Origin of the sequence: Candidatus Paracaedibacter symbiosus (genome assembly GCF_000757605.1) — a bacterium.
GTDB classification, from domain to species: Bacteria; Pseudomonadota; Alphaproteobacteria; order Paracaedibacterales; family Paracaedibacteraceae; genus Paracaedibacter_A; species Paracaedibacter_A symbiosus.
This window is the reverse complement of the sequence record NZ_JQAK01000001.1, coordinates 880787-898787: the sequence shown is the minus strand read 5'-3', so window position 1 is coordinate 898787 and position 18001 is coordinate 880787. Positions and strand designations below refer to the sequence as shown.

13 protein-coding genes, 1 tRNA gene and 2 pseudogenes are annotated in these 18001 nt (G+C 40.9%); 13 read left to right on the top strand and 3 right to left on the bottom strand.

The window, feature by feature from the left end; genetic code table 11:
* Nucleotides 1-100: 100 nt before the first annotated feature.
* The 12 genes and pseudogenes from IG80_RS0104115 to IG80_RS0104065 all read left to right on the top strand — a co-directional run bounded on the left by IG80_RS0104115 (nt 101) and on the right by IG80_RS0104065 (nt 13423).
* Nucleotides 101-185 (top strand) — tRNA-Leu (locus IG80_RS0104115).
* Nucleotides 186-215: 30 nt separating this feature from the next.
* Entirely contained in the window at nt 216-1649 is a 1434-nt protein-coding gene (tig, locus tag IG80_RS0104110) for a trigger factor (RefSeq protein ID WP_032112680.1), read from the top strand.
* Complete coding sequence (gene clpP, locus IG80_RS0104105; protein ID WP_032112679.1) at nt 1649-2293, top strand: ATP-dependent Clp endopeptidase proteolytic subunit ClpP; 645 nt, start codon at nt 1649-1651, stop codon at nt 2291-2293. The genes tig and clpP overlap by 1 nt, the downstream gene beginning before the upstream one ends.
* Nucleotides 2294-2792: 499 nt before the next feature.
* Nucleotides 2793-4250: a hypothetical protein gene (locus IG80_RS0104095; RefSeq protein ID WP_032112677.1), complete on the top strand. Its 1458-nt coding sequence runs from the start codon at nt 2793-2795 to the stop codon at nt 4248-4250.
* Nucleotides 4251-4577: 327 nt separating this feature from the next.
* Nucleotides 4578-5609: a leucine-rich repeat domain-containing protein gene (locus IG80_RS0104090; RefSeq protein ID WP_032112676.1), complete on the top strand. Its 1032-nt coding sequence runs from the start codon at nt 4578-4580 to the stop codon at nt 5607-5609.
* A gap of 278 nt (nt 5610-5887) precedes the next feature.
* Nucleotides 5888-6017: pseudogene (locus IG80_RS16735) on the top strand (transposase); the annotation flags it as partial.
* Nucleotides 6018-6068: 51 nt separating this feature from the next.
* Nucleotides 6069-6323 (top strand): transposase, encoded by a 255-nt coding sequence (locus IG80_RS14585; protein ID WP_052046006.1) that lies wholly within the window; start codon nt 6069-6071, stop codon nt 6321-6323.
* A gap of 99 nt (nt 6324-6422) precedes the next feature.
* Nucleotides 6423-6557: pseudogene (locus IG80_RS16730) on the top strand (transposase); the annotation flags it as partial.
* A 449-nt stretch (nt 6558-7006) separates the two neighbouring features.
* The gene (locus IG80_RS0104080; RefSeq protein WP_032112675.1) at nt 7007-7435 is read left to right on the top strand and encodes a hypothetical protein; all 429 of its coding nucleotides are present in this window, start codon (nt 7007-7009) and stop codon (nt 7433-7435) included.
* Between the two features lie 635 nt (nt 7436-8070).
* Entirely contained in the window at nt 8071-9333 is a 1263-nt protein-coding gene (gene clpX, locus IG80_RS0104075; RefSeq protein ID WP_032112674.1) for an ATP-dependent Clp protease ATP-binding subunit ClpX, read from the top strand.
* A gap of 95 nt (nt 9334-9428) precedes the next feature.
* Entirely contained in the window at nt 9429-11840 is a 2412-nt protein-coding gene (lon, locus tag IG80_RS0104070; RefSeq protein ID WP_032112673.1) for an endopeptidase La, read from the top strand.
* A gap of 377 nt (nt 11841-12217) precedes the next feature.
* Nucleotides 12218-13423, top strand: a complete 1206-nt coding sequence (locus tag IG80_RS0104065; RefSeq protein WP_084756133.1) for an SEL1-like repeat protein — start codon at nt 12218-12220, stop codon at nt 13421-13423.
* A gap of 547 nt (nt 13424-13970) precedes the next feature.
* On the opposite strand, the gene IG80_RS13115 is transcribed toward IG80_RS0104065, so the two are convergent.
* Complete coding sequence (locus IG80_RS13115) at nt 13971-14813, bottom strand: leishmanolysin-related zinc metalloendopeptidase (RefSeq protein WP_052046002.1); 843 nt, start codon at nt 14811-14813, stop codon at nt 13971-13973.
* Between the two features lie 581 nt (nt 14814-15394).
* Between IG80_RS13115 and IG80_RS14965 the strand changes: the two genes are divergently transcribed.
* Nucleotides 15395-15550 (top strand): hypothetical protein, encoded by a 156-nt coding sequence (locus tag IG80_RS14965; protein WP_156962025.1) that lies wholly within the window; start codon nt 15395-15397, stop codon nt 15548-15550.
* A gap of 99 nt (nt 15551-15649) precedes the next feature.
* On the opposite strand, the gene atpD is transcribed toward IG80_RS14965, so the two are convergent.
* Both atpD and atpG read right to left on the bottom strand, forming a co-directional pair.
* A complete protein-coding gene (gene atpD, locus IG80_RS0104055; protein ID WP_052046001.1) occupies nt 15650-17104 on the bottom strand; it encodes a F0F1 ATP synthase subunit beta in 1455 nt (484 codons plus the stop codon).
* A 21-nt stretch (nt 17105-17125) separates the two neighbouring features.
* On the bottom strand, nt 17126-17992 hold the full coding sequence (gene atpG / locus IG80_RS0104050) for an ATP synthase F1 subunit gamma (protein WP_032112672.1): 867 nt from the start codon (nt 17990-17992) through the stop codon (nt 17126-17128).
* Nucleotides 17993-18001 lie beyond the last annotated feature (9 nt).

The window sequence follows — 18001 nt, the reverse complement described above, 5'->3', positions numbered from 1 at the left end:
GAGTAATATTCAAGCAATAATTCTAAAAATATGGTTGATTGCGCCGAAAAACTGATGTACAAATAGACAAGCACCATATGTTAATACTCTTCATTATTAAGCGGGCGTGGTGAAATTGGCAGACACACCAGATTTAGGTTCTGGCGGCGAGAGCCGTGGGGGTTCAAGTCCCTCCGCCCGCACCACATTTTAATTCAGTCAAGAGACGTCAAATAATGCAAATCTCACAACTTCAAGTTAATGGTTTAAAGCAAGAATATAAAGTCATTGTTCCAGCTAAGGATATTGAAAAAAAAGTTGAGGAAAGACTGCAGGCGATTGGTAAGAATGTTCGCTTACCAGGATTTCGCCCAGGAAAGACTCCTTTTAATATTTTAAAGCAACGCTATGGCGGACAGGCTTTGGAAGAAGCGCTGAATCACACAGTTAATTCCAGCGTTGGCCAAATCATTAAGGACAATTCTTTGCGTCAGGCAACTCAGCCAAATGTTTCTATCGTCACTTTTGATGAAGGCAAAGATCTGGAGTTGAAAGTAGATGTCGAAGTTTTGCCGGAAATTCAAGTGAAAGATTTTAGCAAGATTTCTCTCGAAAAATTAAAGGTTGAAATCACTGACGCCGAAATTACAAAGAAAATTGACGAACTGCTCGCAGGCCATAAAAAATATCAAGAGCTCACTAAAGAACGCGCAGCTAAAAAAGGTGATATGTTGCATCTTGATGTCAGTGTTGAAGTTGCTGGTAAGCCATTTGCTGGCTTTGGCAAGCAAATGCAAGTGGTTTTGGGAGCGGAAGAAAAATTATTGTTTGGCAACATTGAATCAGCTTTGGAAGGCGCAAAACTTCATGGCAAAGTGGATGTTGATGACCAATTCCCCGACGATTTTGGGGATAAGAAACTTGCCGGCCAACCGGTGAAATTCCACTTCACCATCACAAAAATTGAAGAGCCAATTAAATTTAAATTGGATGAAGCTTTTGTTAAAGAAATGGGTTGTGAAACTGTTGATGATCTAAAAAATCGCATCAAAGAATCATTGGACAAAGAATACTCAAATTTGGCTCGCTTGCGCTTGAAGCGTCATTTGCTTGACAATCTTTCTGATGTGTACAAATTTGATTTGCCAGAAACATTGGTTAAAAACGAATTTGAAGGTATTTGGAAGCGCTTGCAAGATGAATTGGCTCATGCCAAAGAGCAAGGGACATTAGAGCCAGAAGATGATCGTCCCGAAGAAGAATTACGCCAAGAATATCAAGGAATTGCTGAACGCCGTGTTCGCCTTGGGTTGGTGATTTCGGAAGTCTCACGTTTAAACAAAATTAACGTTTCTGAAGAAGAAATTCGTCAGGCGATTTTCCAAGAAGCCATGCGTTATCCACGCCAAATGAAGGAAGTTTTTGAATTCTACCGCAAAAATCCACAAGCAGTAGATCATTTAGCGGCTCCCATTTTGGAAGATAAAGTGGTAGACTTTATTTTAGCAGGTGCTTCTTTGAAAGAAAAGAAAGTCAGCACAGATCAATTGATTGAGCTGATTCGCGGTGTTGTTCCTGGTTTTGAGGAAGAGACGAGCGACAAACCTAAAGCAAAGAAGCCAAAAGCTGCTGCAAAATCGAAAACAGCTAAAGCGAAAGGCGCCGAATAATGATATCTCAGTTCCCCATGATGGATACCCTTGTGCCAATGGTTGTTGAGCAGACTAATCGAGGGGAACGGGCTTTTGACATTTATTCACGGTTGTTAAAGGAAAGAATTATTTTCCTGACCGGCCCCGTTCATGATGACATGGCAAGCTTGGTTTGTGCTCAGCTTTTATTTTTAGAATCTGAGAATCCGAATAAAGAGATTGCCATGTATATTAACTCCCCTGGAGGCGTTGTAACGGCTGGCATGTCAATTTTTGATACGATGAACTATATTCGCTGCGATGTAGCAACCTTGTGCCTAGGTCAGGCTTGCTCCATGGGGTCTTTATTGCTTACTGCGGGAACAAAAGGCAAGCGCTATGCATTGCCAAACTCGCGCATTATGATCCATCAACCATCGGGTGGGGCGCAAGGTCAAGCAACTGATATTGAAATTCAAGCACGCGAAATTTTGAATATGCGTCATCGTTTAAATAAGATTTATGTTGAGCGGACTGGACAAAGTTTAGAGACGATTGAACAAGCAGTTGAGCGTGATCGGTTCATGTCCCCAATAGAAGCCCAAGAATTTGGTCTCATTGATCATGTGATAACAGATCGTCCATCTGCCTTAAAAATCGAGGCTGACAAAAAAGCCAGCTAGTCTTAATCTGTAAATAATTTAAAAAGGTGATTTGGGGCAGCTCAGATCACCTTTAATTTTTTTAAAGGGAGCTGGGATTATTAATTTAAGTTGGGTTGGAAAGTTGAGATTTTCTAGACTGATTTACTATAATACTCACCACAAAGGACCCCCAAAGAAACTCACCACTAACTTTATCGGAAGGCGTACAGCCCTGGGAGCACGCATAAGGCTGACAGCCAGGAAAAATCTACCCCTTTCATTCTCTTTCAGTCATTCTGAATCCAAACCCCTGAGGGCGCCACTTTCTAGCTTTGTATCTAAGGTTGTCACGCCCCAAAATAACCAGCCTCATCTCACCCAAGGTGTACAGAGTTTCCAAGAGCTCCCTCAAATCAGCTGACCATAATCCCATCTCTTCCCTGATTTTTTCATATATTCTGCCCAGATATTAATCATATATTCACAAGTGCTCAGTAAACTTAAGAATACGAAAAGAGCTAAATTTGAGTATCATCTGATGTGGTTTCGTCTGAGTGCTGTCATCATAAATCTTTGCCTTGGCATGTCCTATGCCCAAGCAGTGAATGTGGTAAACATTGGGGGAGTAGTAAAAACGCTGACATCCTCGACCAGTTGCAGAATCAAAGATTGGAAAACTCAAAGCAATAGTTGCGCATGTTGCCTCATAAAGACCAGTGCGTTTGTAAGAAGCAAAACTAATCCCTATAATAATGCTATCAATGTATGTTCGGCAAAGCGACATTGTGATGGTCAGATTTTACGCAGCCTTAATCCCTCAAATTTAATACCAGCTGACTTTATCCCTCAACTTACTCGAGTGGCAATTCAAAATCCAATAATTGCCGTGAACAAAAGTGATATACAAACAAAGGGAAGTTTGACCCCTGAGGGAGTGAGGAATTTACTCACAACAGCCGTGCATAACAAAATCATTACCAATGAACCGCATGTTACCTTATTAAAGGATGCTCGCTGTATTTACGCTCAACAGATTGGTGAGACTGGCGCGCAGGTGGAGCAGTTGTTCTTAATTAGTATTAACATGCATTGTGCAATTAAGCGTCCTGCTGGTAAATTTTCAAAAACTTATATCCTAAAGGGAACCAAGAAAAAAGATAAAGAGGTTGGTAATTTACGTAAAATTCAAGCTTCAGGATTAACCTATTATGATTTACAGAACCCGAGGCGGCATGAGGATGATCTCGCCATTGCTTTTGATGTGCAAAATTTTGTTTATAACACAGGCAGCCAAAGCCATTATTTAAGCTTGCTGGAATTAGCGCCAGGGGTTTCTTGTATGACTTTGACTAAACAATTTGGCCAAGCAACAGTAAACTATAATCCGAATAATCCAACCTCAGTAGAGGCATATAACTCCTTATATAATGATGTTTATTATTCATTTTATAAGCTAGGGTTGGGGTTGAGCCGCCTACACCAACGATTCATGAAGACTAATAATAAGAGCCTAGCAATACCAACCGTGATCCACGGTGATTTGCACATGGATAACATTTATACAGACTATATGCCTGATCTAGCAACACAGGATATGAACCCGCTACACCATACAAAAGTTACGCTGATCGATACAGAAACTTTTGCCTATGCTCTAGATAAGCCGGGGCCGGTGGCAGTTGATTTATTGGTCGTCTATAGCTTTTCCGTGGCGCAACTACAGGCAAAATATCGTGTTCCTAAAGTAATCTCTGAGGTCACGTGGCATAATGTTATGTTAAAGCCCTTTTTATTGGGGTATATTCAGGCTTGGCCCCAACAAAAACAGGCACAAATATGGCGTGAACTGAAAGGAATATTCCTCACAGGGACACCGCAAGTCAAAGTTGGCACACGCCGATCCATGATGATTGATCCCATTCGCTATAAAATGATCACTAATAAATATGCCAGCCCTATCTTTACTCAAATAGGTGAAGAGCTGGGGTTCGAATAAATTTAGCCGAAAATTAGCCTCTAAAAGTTAATATTTCAGCTACGTTTACTTTCTACCAAGGATTGTGAGAACCCATGCCCTTTTCAGGTCAATTTCCAAAGTTTTTAAGTAACTATAGTGAACCCAATTGATATTTGGAGTCACAATAAACAACTTTCTATCCTTGTAGCATGAGTTAAGACTAAGAGACTATGTGTCGATTGCAAGATCAACTTAAAAATATTATCAATTAAATATTAAAATTCATACTTGTTGCCTTAGCTTAAAGCCTTTATTGTATTTTAGAGTGAGGCATACTTTAATAATCTTGGGCAAAGGAAATTTGTTATGAAATTACCAACCTTTCTTTCTATTTTTTTACTTGGCTTGGCACCCTGCCTGGCGATGGAAAAAGTTGGTATTCCCGATGATAAACCTTCTAGTGTAGAAAGTTTTAAATTAACAAGTATTTATACAGAAAACGGATTAAATTATGTCGATATTTCCACCTGTCCTATTTTAAATTTTCATTATAAAAAAATGGGCTTAGAAGGAGTGAAAGAATTATCCCCAGCCTTAGAAGAAAATACAAATCTTACATCGTTAAATATAGGAGCTAATATCCTTAGAGATAGCGGATTGGAAGTTTTAGCGCGAGCATTAAAAAATAAAACAAAACTGACGGATTTAAATTTTAGTCGTGATATTTATTCCGATGAAGGGGTACAGTTAATAACTGATATAGTAATCAATTCTTTCTCATCCCTTACCACTCTAAACTTAAGTCATATCGGCATGAGTGATAAAGGCTTATCAATTTTCACGCAGGCATTGAAGGGAAATACCACCTTAACTTCCTTAGATCTAAGTTATAACTTTTTTGCAGATGAGGGGGTATGCAGGCTTGTTGACGTCTTAACAGGCAATACGACTCTCGTTTCATTAGATCTTGAGCATAATGATATTCAAGAGAAGGGGGCTGAGGCTCTAAGTACACTTTTAGAAAACAACCAAAATGGAGCTCTAAAATTCTTAAACTTAGCCAAGAACGAACGGCTAGGCGACGGCGTAAAGTTTTTAGCTAAGGTATTACCCTATAATACAACGCTTACCTCTTTATGTTTATTAAGAATTGAGCCAAGCATTGATGGCCTAACGGCGCTAGCTGAAGCCTTAAGACGTAATTCAACCCTTACTCATTTAGAGCTAGGGCAAAACTATGATGTAGATACTGAAGAGGTATTAAGGGCTCTCTATGAAGCTTTATTAGAAAACTCCACGCTTAAAGTATTAGTTTTGCGTATTACAAAACAAAGAGATGATTGGACAGAAAAATTCAAAACTCTTCGTTCCACGCTTCAAATCAATATAACTCTTTAAATATGACGTAGGGGATATCCTTGCTAAAGCAATAAATTGAGTCGACCTAATTCAGGTTGAAAAAAACTAATGATAGGCCGACTTCTTTATTGAGAGGCATCCGATACAATTTAAAATCATATAATTATTTATAAAAGCTTGTTGGTTTCATCCCTATCTCACTATGTCCGGTTCCCTCACAGATATATATATCAGCTTAAGTGATCAAGAATGGTCAATAAACTCACCTATGATTCCCCTTGTAAACTTGAAGGTCGACCACAAGGCGAGTCAATATCCGCCATATTGTGAATGCTATTTTTTGCTTATTAGAAACAGGATGCCAATGGCGTATACTTCCTCAAAATTTCCCGCCTTGGGGCACTGTTCACTATTATTTTCGCCGATGGAAATTAGAAGGGGTATGGTTCAAAATACACGAGCAACTACGCTCAACTGCTCGTAAAAAACACCAAAAGCATGAGCACATCCAACGGTCGGGATTATGGATTCTCAAAGTGTAAAAACCACAGAAAAAAGGGGCTATGTGGATATGATGACGGTAAAAAGGTAAAAGGCCGCAAACGCCATATTCTCATAGATACTTTGGGGTTTGTTCTTTCTTTAATAGTATTGCCAGCTGATATCTCTGATCGCAAAGGGGCTTTCTATTTATTGGAAGGAAGGCAATCTTTCTTACCTTACCTATCTTATATTTATGCCGACGGTGGCTAGGAAGGGCAAGATTTTATTGAGAACATTAAACGGCAAACAGGCTGGACCATAACGATTGTTAAGCGCTGCGATAAACAAGGGTTTATTCCTTTGCCAAAACGGTGAATTGTTGAGCGAACTTTTGCATGGCTCAATAAAAACAGAAGACTGAGTAAAGATTGTGAGCTTTACGTTCAAAGTTCAGAAGAGTTTATTTACTTGGCTATGATCCGACTTATACTTAGAAGAATTGGACTACCTTCATAACTTCTCACACAGCCTCTAAAAGTGGCTTAAAACAGTTTCGTGGCAAAAATGTGAGTAACATTCGGTAAAGGGTAATTAAGAATTCTCTCATTGCCGTTAAAGCATAGTTATGGGAGAACCTGTTAAAAAGTGGATCTAATATTTATAGCTATTTTGAAGATAAATAATTGCTCTTTGATCCTCCTTGCCCGGGTTTGCCTCCCTTTTAAAGGATTGGTTTGCTGTTTTAAAAGATTGAAATCTTAACCTAAACCTTTTTTACATTTAAAACACCTATCTTCTTAAAATAAGTCAACGTTATAAAAAATCTCTGATTAATTAAACAAAGAAATTACTTTAGGAATATCTAACGAAAATTAGTAAATTTCATTTAAACTTCATTTTTATCTCTCCTCTTAAAAATGTCATAAATAAAGAGCTTAAAGGAAGGGGGCATTATGGCAAAATCCAAAAGTGATTACACCAAAGATTATACAGATCCTGAATTGAGAGAGAAATTAAAGGAAAAGATTAAATCTGAATCTAAAGGAGGGAAAGAAGGGCAATGGTCTGCTCGAAAATCCCAACTATTAAAAAAAGAATATGAAGCACACGGCGGCGACTATAAACATAAAGGAAGTTTATCTGACTCTCAAAAGAGTTTAAAGAAATGGACCGAGGAGGATTGGCAAACTGAAGGTGGGGATAAGGCAAGGCGCGGACATAAAACCACTCGTTACTTGCCCAAGAAAGTGTGGAACAAGTTATCTTCAAAAGAAAAATCTGATACGATAAAGCAAAAAGAAAACCATTCGCTAAAAGGAGAGCAATATGCTCCTAATCCTCCTTCAGTAACTCAAAAAGTCAAAGATATACATAATTCCTAAAGTGGTTATATGTCTAATTTCCTTTTAAAAGGCTAGGTACAAAAAGTGACGATATCTAAAATTTTTTGATTTCTTCTATAAGGCCTTTTGGATTTTTAGTTGACCATACTTATCTTCTTTTTACAAACTTGTAATGGAACCTTAAAATTATCCTTTTCCTTTAAATGTCGGTACATCCGAGACTTAAGTAGCCTCGATTAGTCCAAGATTCCTTTAAAAATATAGTTTTTCCTTGTTATTTGCCTAATTTCTGGGATAAATACTAGGTAAGTGGATGCAGTGTGCAAGTTTTAGGGAGTAGAGGAATCTACCTTCTGGCTGTCATTCTCGTGCTTGGCATGAAGATCCATGTTGTTTGTATTTTTAAATACATGGACTCTGGGCGTGAGTAAAGGTAAGATTTTTTTAAGAAAATCCAACTTTTTTTGAAGCTAGAACGACAACTTAAGAAAGGTTTCCTGGCTATTATAGCTCGCACATTGCTTAAACAAATAAAAAACAATTTTAGTGGATTGATCTCTAATTGATCTATTTTAACTTTTTATTTAAATATAATTATTCATACTTAAAAGGTAGAGATAAGCTGGGTGGTTTGATCAATTTGGGAACCCACGAAGGTAGTAGGAGCAGTTAACATGAGCAAATCAAATTCAGGTGATGGAAAAAGTACTCTTTATTGCTCCTTTTGTGGCAAGAGCCAACATGAGGTTCGCAAGTTAATTGCGGGGCCCACCGTATTCATATGTGATGAATGCGTGGATTTATGTACCGATATTATCCGCGAAGAAAGCCGTTCGGCCCTTGTGCGTGGGACAGATGGTGTGCCAGCTCCAAAAGAAATTTGCAGCGTCCTGGATGAGTATGTCATTGGTCAGGCACAGGCAAAAAAAGTCCTTTCTGTTGCCGTTCACAACCATTACAAGCGATTAGCTCACAGTGGTAAGGAAAGTGAAGTTGAAATTGCTAAATCCAACATTCTGTTGGTAGGGCCTACCGGAAGCGGCAAGACGTTATTGGCCCAAACTTTGGCGCGTATTATTGACGTTCCTTTCACCATGGCGGATGCCACGACATTGACAGAGGCTGGGTATGTTGGCGAAGATGTGGAAAACATTATCTTAAAACTGCTCCAGGCGGCTGACTATAACGTTGAACGGGCGCAACGTGGTATCGTCTATATTGACGAAGTTGACAAGATTTCTAGAAAATCTGACAATCCATCCATCACGCGTGACGTTTCAGGCGAAGGGGTGCAACAGGCTTTGTTAAAAATTATGGAAGGTACTGTGGCCTCTGTTCCGCCACAAGGGGGCCGCAAGCATCCGCAACAAGAATTCCTGCAGGTTGATACCACCAACATCCTGTTTGTTTGCGGTGGTGCTTTTGCTGGCTTGGAAAAAATTATTTCCGCCCGTGGTAAAGGTGTGGCTATTGGGTTTGGCGCAGACATTCAAAATCCGGAAGATCGCTCAACTGGTGACATCTTACGGGAGGTTGAACCGGAAGATCTCTTGAAGTTTGGCTTGATTCCTGAGTTTATTGGTCGTTTGCCTGTGTTGGCAACACTCACAGATTTGGATGAAAAAGCGCTCATTGAGATTTTGACTAAACCTAAGAACGCCATTGTGAAGCAGTATCAGCGATTGTTTGAAATTGAAAATGTCAAATTAACAATTACTGAAGAAGCGTTACAGGCGATTTCACACAAAGCAATTGCTCGCAAAACAGGGGCGCGTGGGTTAAGGTCAATCATGGAAGGTATTTTGCTGGATACGATGTTTGAACTTCCCTCCTACGAAAATGTGGATGAAGTTATAATCAACAAAGAAGTTGTTGAAGGACGGTCGCAACCGTTGAAGAGTTATGCTAAAATTCGTAGTGACGCCTCAACGAAATAAAGAAGAAAATGATCAAATGGATAGACCTCTAGCTATATAGAGGTCTTGCAACCCTAGGTTTCAAACAAACCTAATAAGCAGTGAGATTGAAGCGTATGTATGGCTTGTCAAAAGGCGTAAAATACCCTGTTCTTCCGTTACGGGACATTGTTGTGTTTCCACACATGATTGTACCACTTTTTGTCGGACGTGAAAAATCAGTTCAGGCGCTTGAAAGCGTGATGCTGGGGGATGATAAACAAATCCTTCTGGTGACGCAAAAAAGCCCCGTGCTGGACGATCCGACCATTAATGACTTGTATACTGTTGGAACTCTTGGGACTGTGTTGCAACTGCTCAAACTGCCCGATGGGACGGTGAAAGTCTTAGTCGAAGGGGTGAAGCGCGTCAATATCACCAGGTTCACAGAGGAGTCTAACTATTTTGAGGCAATTGCTGAGCCAATTGAAAGTCTCAATGAGGGAACTGGAGGTAGTGAACTTGAAGCGCTCGTGCGCAGCGTGACTGCGCAGTTTGAACAATACATTAAACTCAATCGCAAAATTCCCCCCGATGTTTTGATCACAATCAATCAAATCGATGATCCAACTAAGTTATCAGATACGATTGCCTCTTATTTGACGCTGAAGATTGCGGAAAAGCAACAACTGTTAGAAACACCGCGAACAGGGGACCGATTAGAGCAAATCCTAAACTTTATTGAAGCTGAAATCAGCGTCATGCAAGTTGAAAAGCGGATCCGCGGTCGTGTCAAGCGCCAGATGGAAAAGACCCAACGTGAGTACTATCTGAATGAGCAGATGAAAGCGATTCAAAAAGAATTAGGTGACGCTGAAGATGGTCGCGACGAGATGTCGGAATTGGAAGATAAAATCCGTAAGACCAAGCTTTCTAAAGAAGCACGTGAACGCTGCGAAGCTGAAATGCGGAAACTCCGCAACATGAATCAGATGTCAGCTGAGGCTACTGTTGTGCGTAATTACCTTGATTGGATGTTAGGGATTCCATGGGGAGGTCGCACTCGCGTTAAGCGTGATATCCAGCAGGCGAAAAAAATTCTGGATAACGATCATTATGGTTTAGACAAAGTTAAAGAACGTATTTTAGAATATCTCGCAGTGCAGAGCCGTGTTGGTAAGGTAAAAGGGCAGATTTTGTGTTTGGTTGGTCCTCCTGGTGTTGGTAAAACTTCTTTAGGGAAATCGATTGCTGAAGCAACAGGGCGCCATTTCGTGCGCATCTCTTTAGGCGGGGTCCGTGATGAGGCTGAAATCCGCGGTCACCGACGGACTTATATTGGTTCCATGCCTGGGAAGATCGTGCAAGGGCTACGTAAAGCTAAAACCACCAATCCACTGTTCTTACTCGATGAAATTGACAAGATGGGATCCGATTGGCGGGGTGACCCAGCTTCTGCATTGCTGGAAGTTTTGGATCCAGAACAGAATAACACCTTTAACGACCACTATCTTGAGGTTGATTACGATCTGTCTGATGTCATGTTTGTGACAACGGCAAATACTTTGCGTATGTCGCAACCCCTTCTCGATCGCATGGAAATTATAAGATTGCCTGGTTATACCGAAGATGAAAAACTGCAAATTGCGACTCGTTATTTAATTCGAAAGCAAACTGACACTCATGGGCTGAAGAAAAATGAATTTTCTATAGAGGAGGAGGCACTTAGGACTCTGATTCGCTACTATACCTTGGAAGCAGGGGTCAGAAATTTGGAACGCGAAATTGCCAATTTAGCGCGTAAAGCCATTAAGGAAATTTTGGTCGATAAAGTGGAATCCGTCACCATTACGCCTAAAAACTTGCATAAGTATGCCGGCGTACCGCGTTATCATTACGGTTTGGCGGAGCAAGATGATGTGATTGGTGTCACGACAGGTCTTGCGTGGACCGAAGTTGGGGGGGATTTGCTGTCCATTGAAGCAGTCATGCTTCCTGGCAGAGGCAAAACTCTTATCACCGGCAAGCTTGGTGATGTGATGCAAGAGTCAATTCAGGCAGCGATGAGCTATATCCGTTCCCAAGCCGTCCTCTATGGCATTGATCCAGAGTTGTTTGAAAAAAATGATATCCATATACATGTTCCAGAAGGGGCAATTCCAAAAGATGGCCCATCGGCTGGTGTGGCGATGTGTACTTCAATTGTCTCTGCTATGACGGGCATTCCTGTCAGCAAAGAAGTTGCGATGACAGGTGAAATCACCCTTCGTGGCCGTGTATTGCAGATCGGTGGCCTGAAAGAAAAATTGCTGGCAGCCCATCGCGGTGGTGTCAAAACGGTTTTAATTCCAAAGGACAATGAAAAGGACTTGGAAGAAATTCCCGACAACGTCAAGCAAGGTCTGAAGTTGATTCCCGTGTCAACAGCTCACGAAGTCTTAAAGATTGCCTTGACGCAAGCCTTAAAGCCTTTGGAACGGAAAGATAAGCGTGGAGACTCAAAACCTACTGATGCAGATCCCAAAAAATCAGAACTCAGTTTGCAATAGGGGGGATAATTTCCCCCTTTTCTTTTTTATCTGTACTGTGCCGTATGGCTTCGGCTTTGCTGCTGTCTGTATGCTCTCTGACTAAAGACGGCACCTCTATTTGTCCTTCACTTAGTTAAATTGATAGTGTCGTTTAATTTCTTAGTTGACATCTTTTGGGACTTCCTTTCTTGGATTCTATCTCAAATAAATTCTCCGGTTTAGGGGAGCCATATCATTCATCATGGGGGCAAGCCTCCCAGGTTGCCGCTAAGCGAGTTAAATAATTGGCGTAAATTACGTTTGTTATAACGAAAAGTGAAAGCTATTTTAATTAGGATTTAATTTAAATGTTAAATTTGTAGATTAAAAATACTGCATACAAAGGATTATTGCTTATGAAAAATATGCTAAGGAATTTACTGTTTATTTGCTGTACGACAACTACCTATGTGTCTATAAGCAATGCCATGGAAAAACTCACAGAAATAGACAATAACCCAACTAACATTAGGAAAAAGCAAAACGTTGAAGAAATAGCAACGGATTGTCCATCTTTGCAAACCTTAAAACTTAGTAAAGTTGGTCAGCCTCCTGAAATTATATATAGTCAGATTTCACCACAGACATTAATTGAAGCAATATATTGGTCAATAAAAGCCGCCGAGAAAGGTGTTGTGGTGGAGCAAAAGAACTTAGGAGAGCTCTACCGGATTGGTTTGATCATAGAGAAGAATAATGAAGAATCTATGAGATGGTATACCAGAGCTGCCGAACAAGGTGATACTGGAGCTCAGAGTAACTTGGGGCGGATGTACAAGCAAGGCTTGGGCGTAGAGAAGAATAATGAAGAATCTCTGAAATGGTATACCAAAGCCGCCGAAAAAGGTGATGCTGGAGCTCAGAATAACATGGGACGGATATATCAGCAAGGCTTGGGCGTAGAGAAGGATGATCAAGAAGCTGTGAAGTGGTATACTAAGGCTGCCTTGCAAAACAATGCTGCGGCTCAGAATTCCTTGGGACGGATGCATAGGAATGGTTGGGGCGTAAAGAAGGATGATCAAGAAGCTGTGAAGTGGTATACTAAGGCTGCCTTACAAGATAATGCTGCGGCTCAGAATTCCTTGGGAGATATGTATAGTAATGGTTGGGGAGTAGAGAAGAGCGATCAAGAAGCTGGGAAGTGGTATACTATGGCTGCCTTGCAAGATAATGCTGTGGCGCAGGCTAAGTTGGGAGACATGTATAGGAATGGTTTGGGCGTAGAGAAGAGCAATCAAGAAGCTGTGAAGTGGTATACTAAGGCCGCCGAGAAAGGTATTGCTGCGGCTCAAAATTCCTTGGGGGTCATGTATCAATATGGTCTTGGCTTAGAGAAGAGCAATCAAGAAGCTGTGAAGTGGTATACTAAGGCCGCCGAGAAAGGTATTGCTGCGGCTGGGAATAACTTAGGTGAGATGTATGAATTTGGGTTTGGCGTAGAGAAGAGCGATCAAGAAGCTGTGAAGTGGTATACTAAGGCCGCCGAGAAAGGCAATGCTGAGGCGCAAGCTAACTTGGAACGCATGCACCAGAATGGTTTAGGTGTTAAAAAAGAATGATCAAGAAACTGTGAGATGGTATACAGAGGCTACCTTGCAAAGTGATGATGGAGCGCCGAATAATGTCAGCTTCCTTTCGGGGCTATTGATGCGCGGCTGTGTTGCACAAAAGAATTTTTGACGGATTTATACTGTTAGATGAAAATGCCTATGCAGCAAGACTCGCTCTGGGCATGTCAAGAAGCGCCGTTTGGTTCAAAATATGAAGGAAGTGTAATATAGCTTTTTATATTACACTTCCTTTGCTGTGTGTTATACGTTTAGATCGCTTAGAACTTGTCTGGGAAAAAGGAAAAGGTAGCTAACTCCCCAGGAAGTGTGATTGTTATGGATAATGCGACTTTCCATAAAAATCCCACCATGCAAGAAATGATTAAACGAGCAGGTCATACCATCACAGCCCTAAAAACTTAAATATTAATCCGGTGACAAATTGTTATATGTAAAGCTCATGAAGAAATAATGAATTCTTGAAACAATACATGTACTTATCATTTTCAAAAATTATAACATTTAATTAGCGGATTAATATATTGTTTCGAGTAGTCTACATAAAATGGCAACCGCATGAAGGTGCTGAATGGCCTCTACAATTGTGATACCGCTTCCTATTGTTAGTATTTTTACGTAAATGGGACTGTCCGAAAGAAGAAGAATGTGGGAGGGAATAAGATTCAGCCCTACTATAGTCAACCTCATATCCCATATCCTGCAATGCAGCCAGCGTAAGTATGCTTAAAGGATTAGGTTGATCCGTATTGTAAATACCCGTCATGAGCTCATTATCAAATATGATTTCACGCCAATGAGCACCCATTGTTCCAGGACCACCTTTATTTTCAAGGGGGACAGCTTGTTGTATCTTTCCACTTAAATTACTATAAGCCTGTATGGCATTCTTTCCTATGAAGCACGGATTATGTTGTCCATAAAATTTAACTAGATTACTATCTTCCCAAAATATACCAAAACCAAGAGCATGCACAATCTCATGAGTTACGATATTGTAGAGACCAGGATCTTTCAAATCTGCACTATCAATTGTCATTTCACCTCGGTAAGGATAAAATGGCCCGTTAGTCGAGGACTGAAACCATTTAGTTGGTCCTGCTTCAGCAAGGGTGTTGCCTTCCCCGTCTAAATCTCTTAAAGAAACACGCACAACCAAATCAAATTTTTGATCACTTGGTTTATTGTAAGTTGTTAAAATAACATTACTTAATCTGGCAGCAGCCTGATTAAGGATATTTTTATGTTGCGGATCTAAAAGATTATCATATTCAAACCCAATTTGCATTGCATAAGAGGGAGAATAAATGGCAAGACCATTAAAAACAATTGCCATAGAAATCAATTTTATTTTTTTAAAGAAAACTTTTTGGATTTTCATGATTATATTTACCTCTGTTTTAGTCTAATGACGAGGTAACAATAGTGGATAGCTTCATGCTTTCTTATCCGCAGAATAAGCTTAAGTATGATACTTAAGTATAAAATTTTGTAGGGTGTTTATCTTTCTCGGGTTGAATTTGTAAGTAAAAAATTAATGGTGGCCCATATTAGTTCTGTGTAACTGTTTGATAAAGGGGAAATCTAATAATAAAGTTATAAATAACTTTAAGGTAGATATTTAAGTAAAGCCTATTATTACTCAATTTGAATTAAGACTGATTTAAAAACAACCTTACAACTTAACTCCTTATAAACAAAGGACTAAAGACAAATATAGGCAATATTAGAAGAGAGTAGACCAGTCGGTTACCCGAACTGTCCCCTCGTTGAAACCGCATCATGCCCTATTAAGGCAATGGGTCCAAGATAAAATCATTGGGCCTAAAATCTGAAAGAAAGCCTTTATTTTCAGGCTTTACTTGGCCTTCACTTAGTTAAGTTAATGAGATGGGCCGATCCTAGAAAATCTGGTTGTTTAATATTGAACCAATAAACACCTTTTAGAAGAAAGATCCATCTATGAATAAAATGGGCGTATTAGGAATTGATTTAGCAAAGAATGTTTTCCAACTGCATGGAATAAATGAAAAAGGTAAAGTAATTCTACAAAAACGCCTTTCCAGAAAGAAGCTAGCAGAATTTGTCTGCAATCTTCCCCCGTTAAGAGGATTATAGAATTTGAGTGTCTTACTTCAGGGATGACTATCTCCTTACCAAGAATAAAAAAGCCCCCATAAGGGGGGCTCATTTTCGAAGGATGTCTCTTGAACGATTTTACGCCGCTTCAGCGAGTAGCTTTTGCGCTTTTTCAAGCGCTTGGTCAATGGAGCCCACCATATAGAATGCCATTTCTGGGATATGGTCGTAATCACCATTCACAATACCTTTAAAGCCTGCAATGGTGTCTTTCAAAGGGACAAACACTCCTGGCGTTCCAGTAAAGACTTCGGCGACGTGGAATGGCTGCGAGAGGAAGCGCTGGATCTTACGAGCGCGCGCCACAACCAATTTATCTTCTTCAGAAAGTTCATCCATTCCTAAAATCGCAATAATGTCTTGCAAGGATTTATAGGTTTGCAAAACACGTTGGATATCGCGAGCCACCTGGTAGTGCTCTTCTCCAACAGTTGTCGGTTCCAGAATACGGGAGGTAGAGTCAAGTGGATCCACAGCGGGATAAATTCCAAGTTCGGCAATCTGGCGACTCAAAACCGTTGTCGCATCAAGGTGAGCAAATGAAGCAGCTGGTGCCGGGTCAGTCAAGTCGTCGGCTGGAACATAAACTGCTTGAACACTCGTGATAGAACCCCGTGTTGTGGTGGTAATCCGTTCCTGCAAAGCCCCCATTTCTGTTGCCAAAGTTGGCTGATAACCCACAGCAGAAGGAATTCGTCCTAAAAGTGCGGAAACTTCGGATCCAGCTTGGGTGAAACGGAAGATGTTATCAACGAAGAACAAGACGTCTTTACCTTCAGTGTCTCGGAAGTATTCGGCGACCGTCAGACCAGTAAGCGCAACGCGAGCACGGGCCCCTGGTGGTTCATTCATCTGTCCATACACAAGAGCTGCTTTAGATTTATCACCTTCAAGATCAATAACCCCCGATTCAATCATTTCGCGATAAAGGTCGTTTCCTTCACGGGTACGCTCTCCCACCCCAGCAAAAACTGAATAACCTCCGTGGGCTTTTGCCACGTTATTAATCAACTCCATAATCAAAACGGTTTTACCGACACCTGCGCCACCAAAGAGGCCAATCTTACCGCCGCGTGGATATGGTGTGAGCAAGTCAATCACCTTAATCCCTGTCACCAAAACTTCCGTATCCGTTGACTGATCAATAAACGGCGGTGCATCTCGGTGGATGGGGTAGTGATGTTCGGTATTAAGGGGACCACGTTCGTCCACGGGCTCACCAATTACATTCATGATGCGACCTAAAGTTTCTGGCCCGACGGGAATCGTAATCGGCTTACCTAAATCATAAACTTCTTGCCCGCGCACCAAACCCTCCGTGATATCCATGGCAATGGCGCGAATTGTATGTTCGCCAAGATGTTGGGCGACCTCTAAAATTAGAGACGTTGATCCCGGACGCTTAATTTCAAGCGCATTAAGAATTTGTGGCAATTGAGCGGGAAAATGAACGTCAATCACAGCACCGATGATTTGTGTGATTTTGCCAATATTTTTTCCGCCGTCAATGCTTTTTAACTTTCTGGGTGGCATCTTTTTTCCCTCTCCACAGTTTTATAGTGCTTCCGCACCTGAAATAATTTCGATCAACTCTTTGGTAATCACTGACTGGCGTGTCCGGTTATAAGTTAGCTCTAACCGTTGAATTACATCGCGCGCATTTCTTGTGGCATTATCCATCGCCGTCATCCGTGCCCCATATTCACTGGCACTTGTCTCCAGCAAAATCTCATAAATGTGGCTTGCCAAGTTTTGAGGTAACAAAGCTAAGACTGCCTCTAGATGTCCCGGTTCATACTCAGTTATTGTTGTCTCAACAATTGGGTGAGTTTCAAAAGGGATTAATCCCGCTTGGGTAATTTGTTGGTTTAAAGCTGATTTAAATACACTATAAACAGCACGCACCTTACCAACCACACCCTCTTCCAGAAGATGCTGCACCTTGGTGGCAAGGGTCAAGGCTTGAGCAAATTGAACCCCTGTTTTCCCCAGCTCTGACTCAACACCTAAAATCTTTTTACTATAATCACGCTTGAGCAGCTCATAACCCTTACGACCAATACAATAAAGCTTAACGGGGATACCGGCGTGGTCATAATCACGAATGAGATTTTTTACTTCCCGCACAATATTCACATTGAAACCACCGCAAAGGCCACGATCGGATGTTACCACCAAAATCAATTCTGTCGGTACGTCAGGGCGCCCCACAAAAATGGCTGGCGGTATTCCAAAATCTGGCCATATTTGCAGGGCTTTATTAAGCGCTTCTTTTAAGCTTGTCACGTAAGGACGCGCCTTTTGTACCCGGTCTTGAGCTTTACGTAACTTAGCAGCGGCTACCATTTTCATGGCTGAGGTGATCTTTTGCGTTGATTTAATGCTTTTGATCCGAAGCCTCAGATCTTTTAATCCTGCCATGACTTTTCT

What these genes read in the sequence shown, in the direction of transcription:
- tig (WP_032112680.1), top strand. Translation starts at nt 216, where the DNA reads ATGCAAATCTCACAACTTCAAGTTAATGGTTTAAAGCAAGAATATAAA.
- clpP (WP_032112679.1), top strand. Translation starts at nt 1,649, where the DNA reads ATGATATCTCAGTTCCCCATGATGGATACCCTTGTGCCAATGGTTGTT.
- IG80_RS0104095 (WP_032112677.1), top strand. Translation starts at nt 2,793, where the DNA reads ATGTGGTTTCGTCTGAGTGCTGTCATCATAAATCTTTGCCTTGGCATG.
- IG80_RS0104090 (WP_032112676.1), top strand. Translation starts at nt 4,578, where the DNA reads ATGAAATTACCAACCTTTCTTTCTATTTTTTTACTTGGCTTGGCACCC.
- IG80_RS14585 (WP_052046006.1), top strand. Translation starts at nt 6,069, where the DNA reads ATGAGCACATCCAACGGTCGGGATTATGGATTCTCAAAGTGTAAAAAC.
- IG80_RS0104080 (WP_032112675.1), top strand. Translation starts at nt 7,007, where the DNA reads ATGGCAAAATCCAAAAGTGATTACACCAAAGATTATACAGATCCTGAA.
- clpX (WP_032112674.1), top strand. Translation starts at nt 8,071, where the DNA reads ATGAGCAAATCAAATTCAGGTGATGGAAAAAGTACTCTTTATTGCTCC.
- lon (WP_032112673.1), top strand. Translation starts at nt 9,429, where the DNA reads ATGTATGGCTTGTCAAAAGGCGTAAAATACCCTGTTCTTCCGTTACGG.
- IG80_RS0104065 (WP_084756133.1), top strand. Translation starts at nt 12,218, where the DNA reads ATGAAAAATATGCTAAGGAATTTACTGTTTATTTGCTGTACGACAACT.
- IG80_RS13115 (WP_052046002.1), bottom strand. Translation starts at nt 14,813, where the DNA reads ATGAAAATCCAAAAAGTTTTCTTTAAAAAAATAAAATTGATTTCTATG.
- IG80_RS14965 (WP_156962025.1), top strand. Translation starts at nt 15,395, where the DNA reads ATGAATAAAATGGGCGTATTAGGAATTGATTTAGCAAAGAATGTTTTC.
- atpD (WP_052046001.1), bottom strand. Translation starts at nt 17,104, where the DNA reads ATGCCACCCAGAAAGTTAAAAAGCATTGACGGCGGAAAAAATATTGGC.
- atpG (WP_032112672.1), bottom strand. Translation starts at nt 17,992, where the DNA reads ATGGCAGGATTAAAAGATCTGAGGCTTCGGATCAAAAGCATTAAATCA.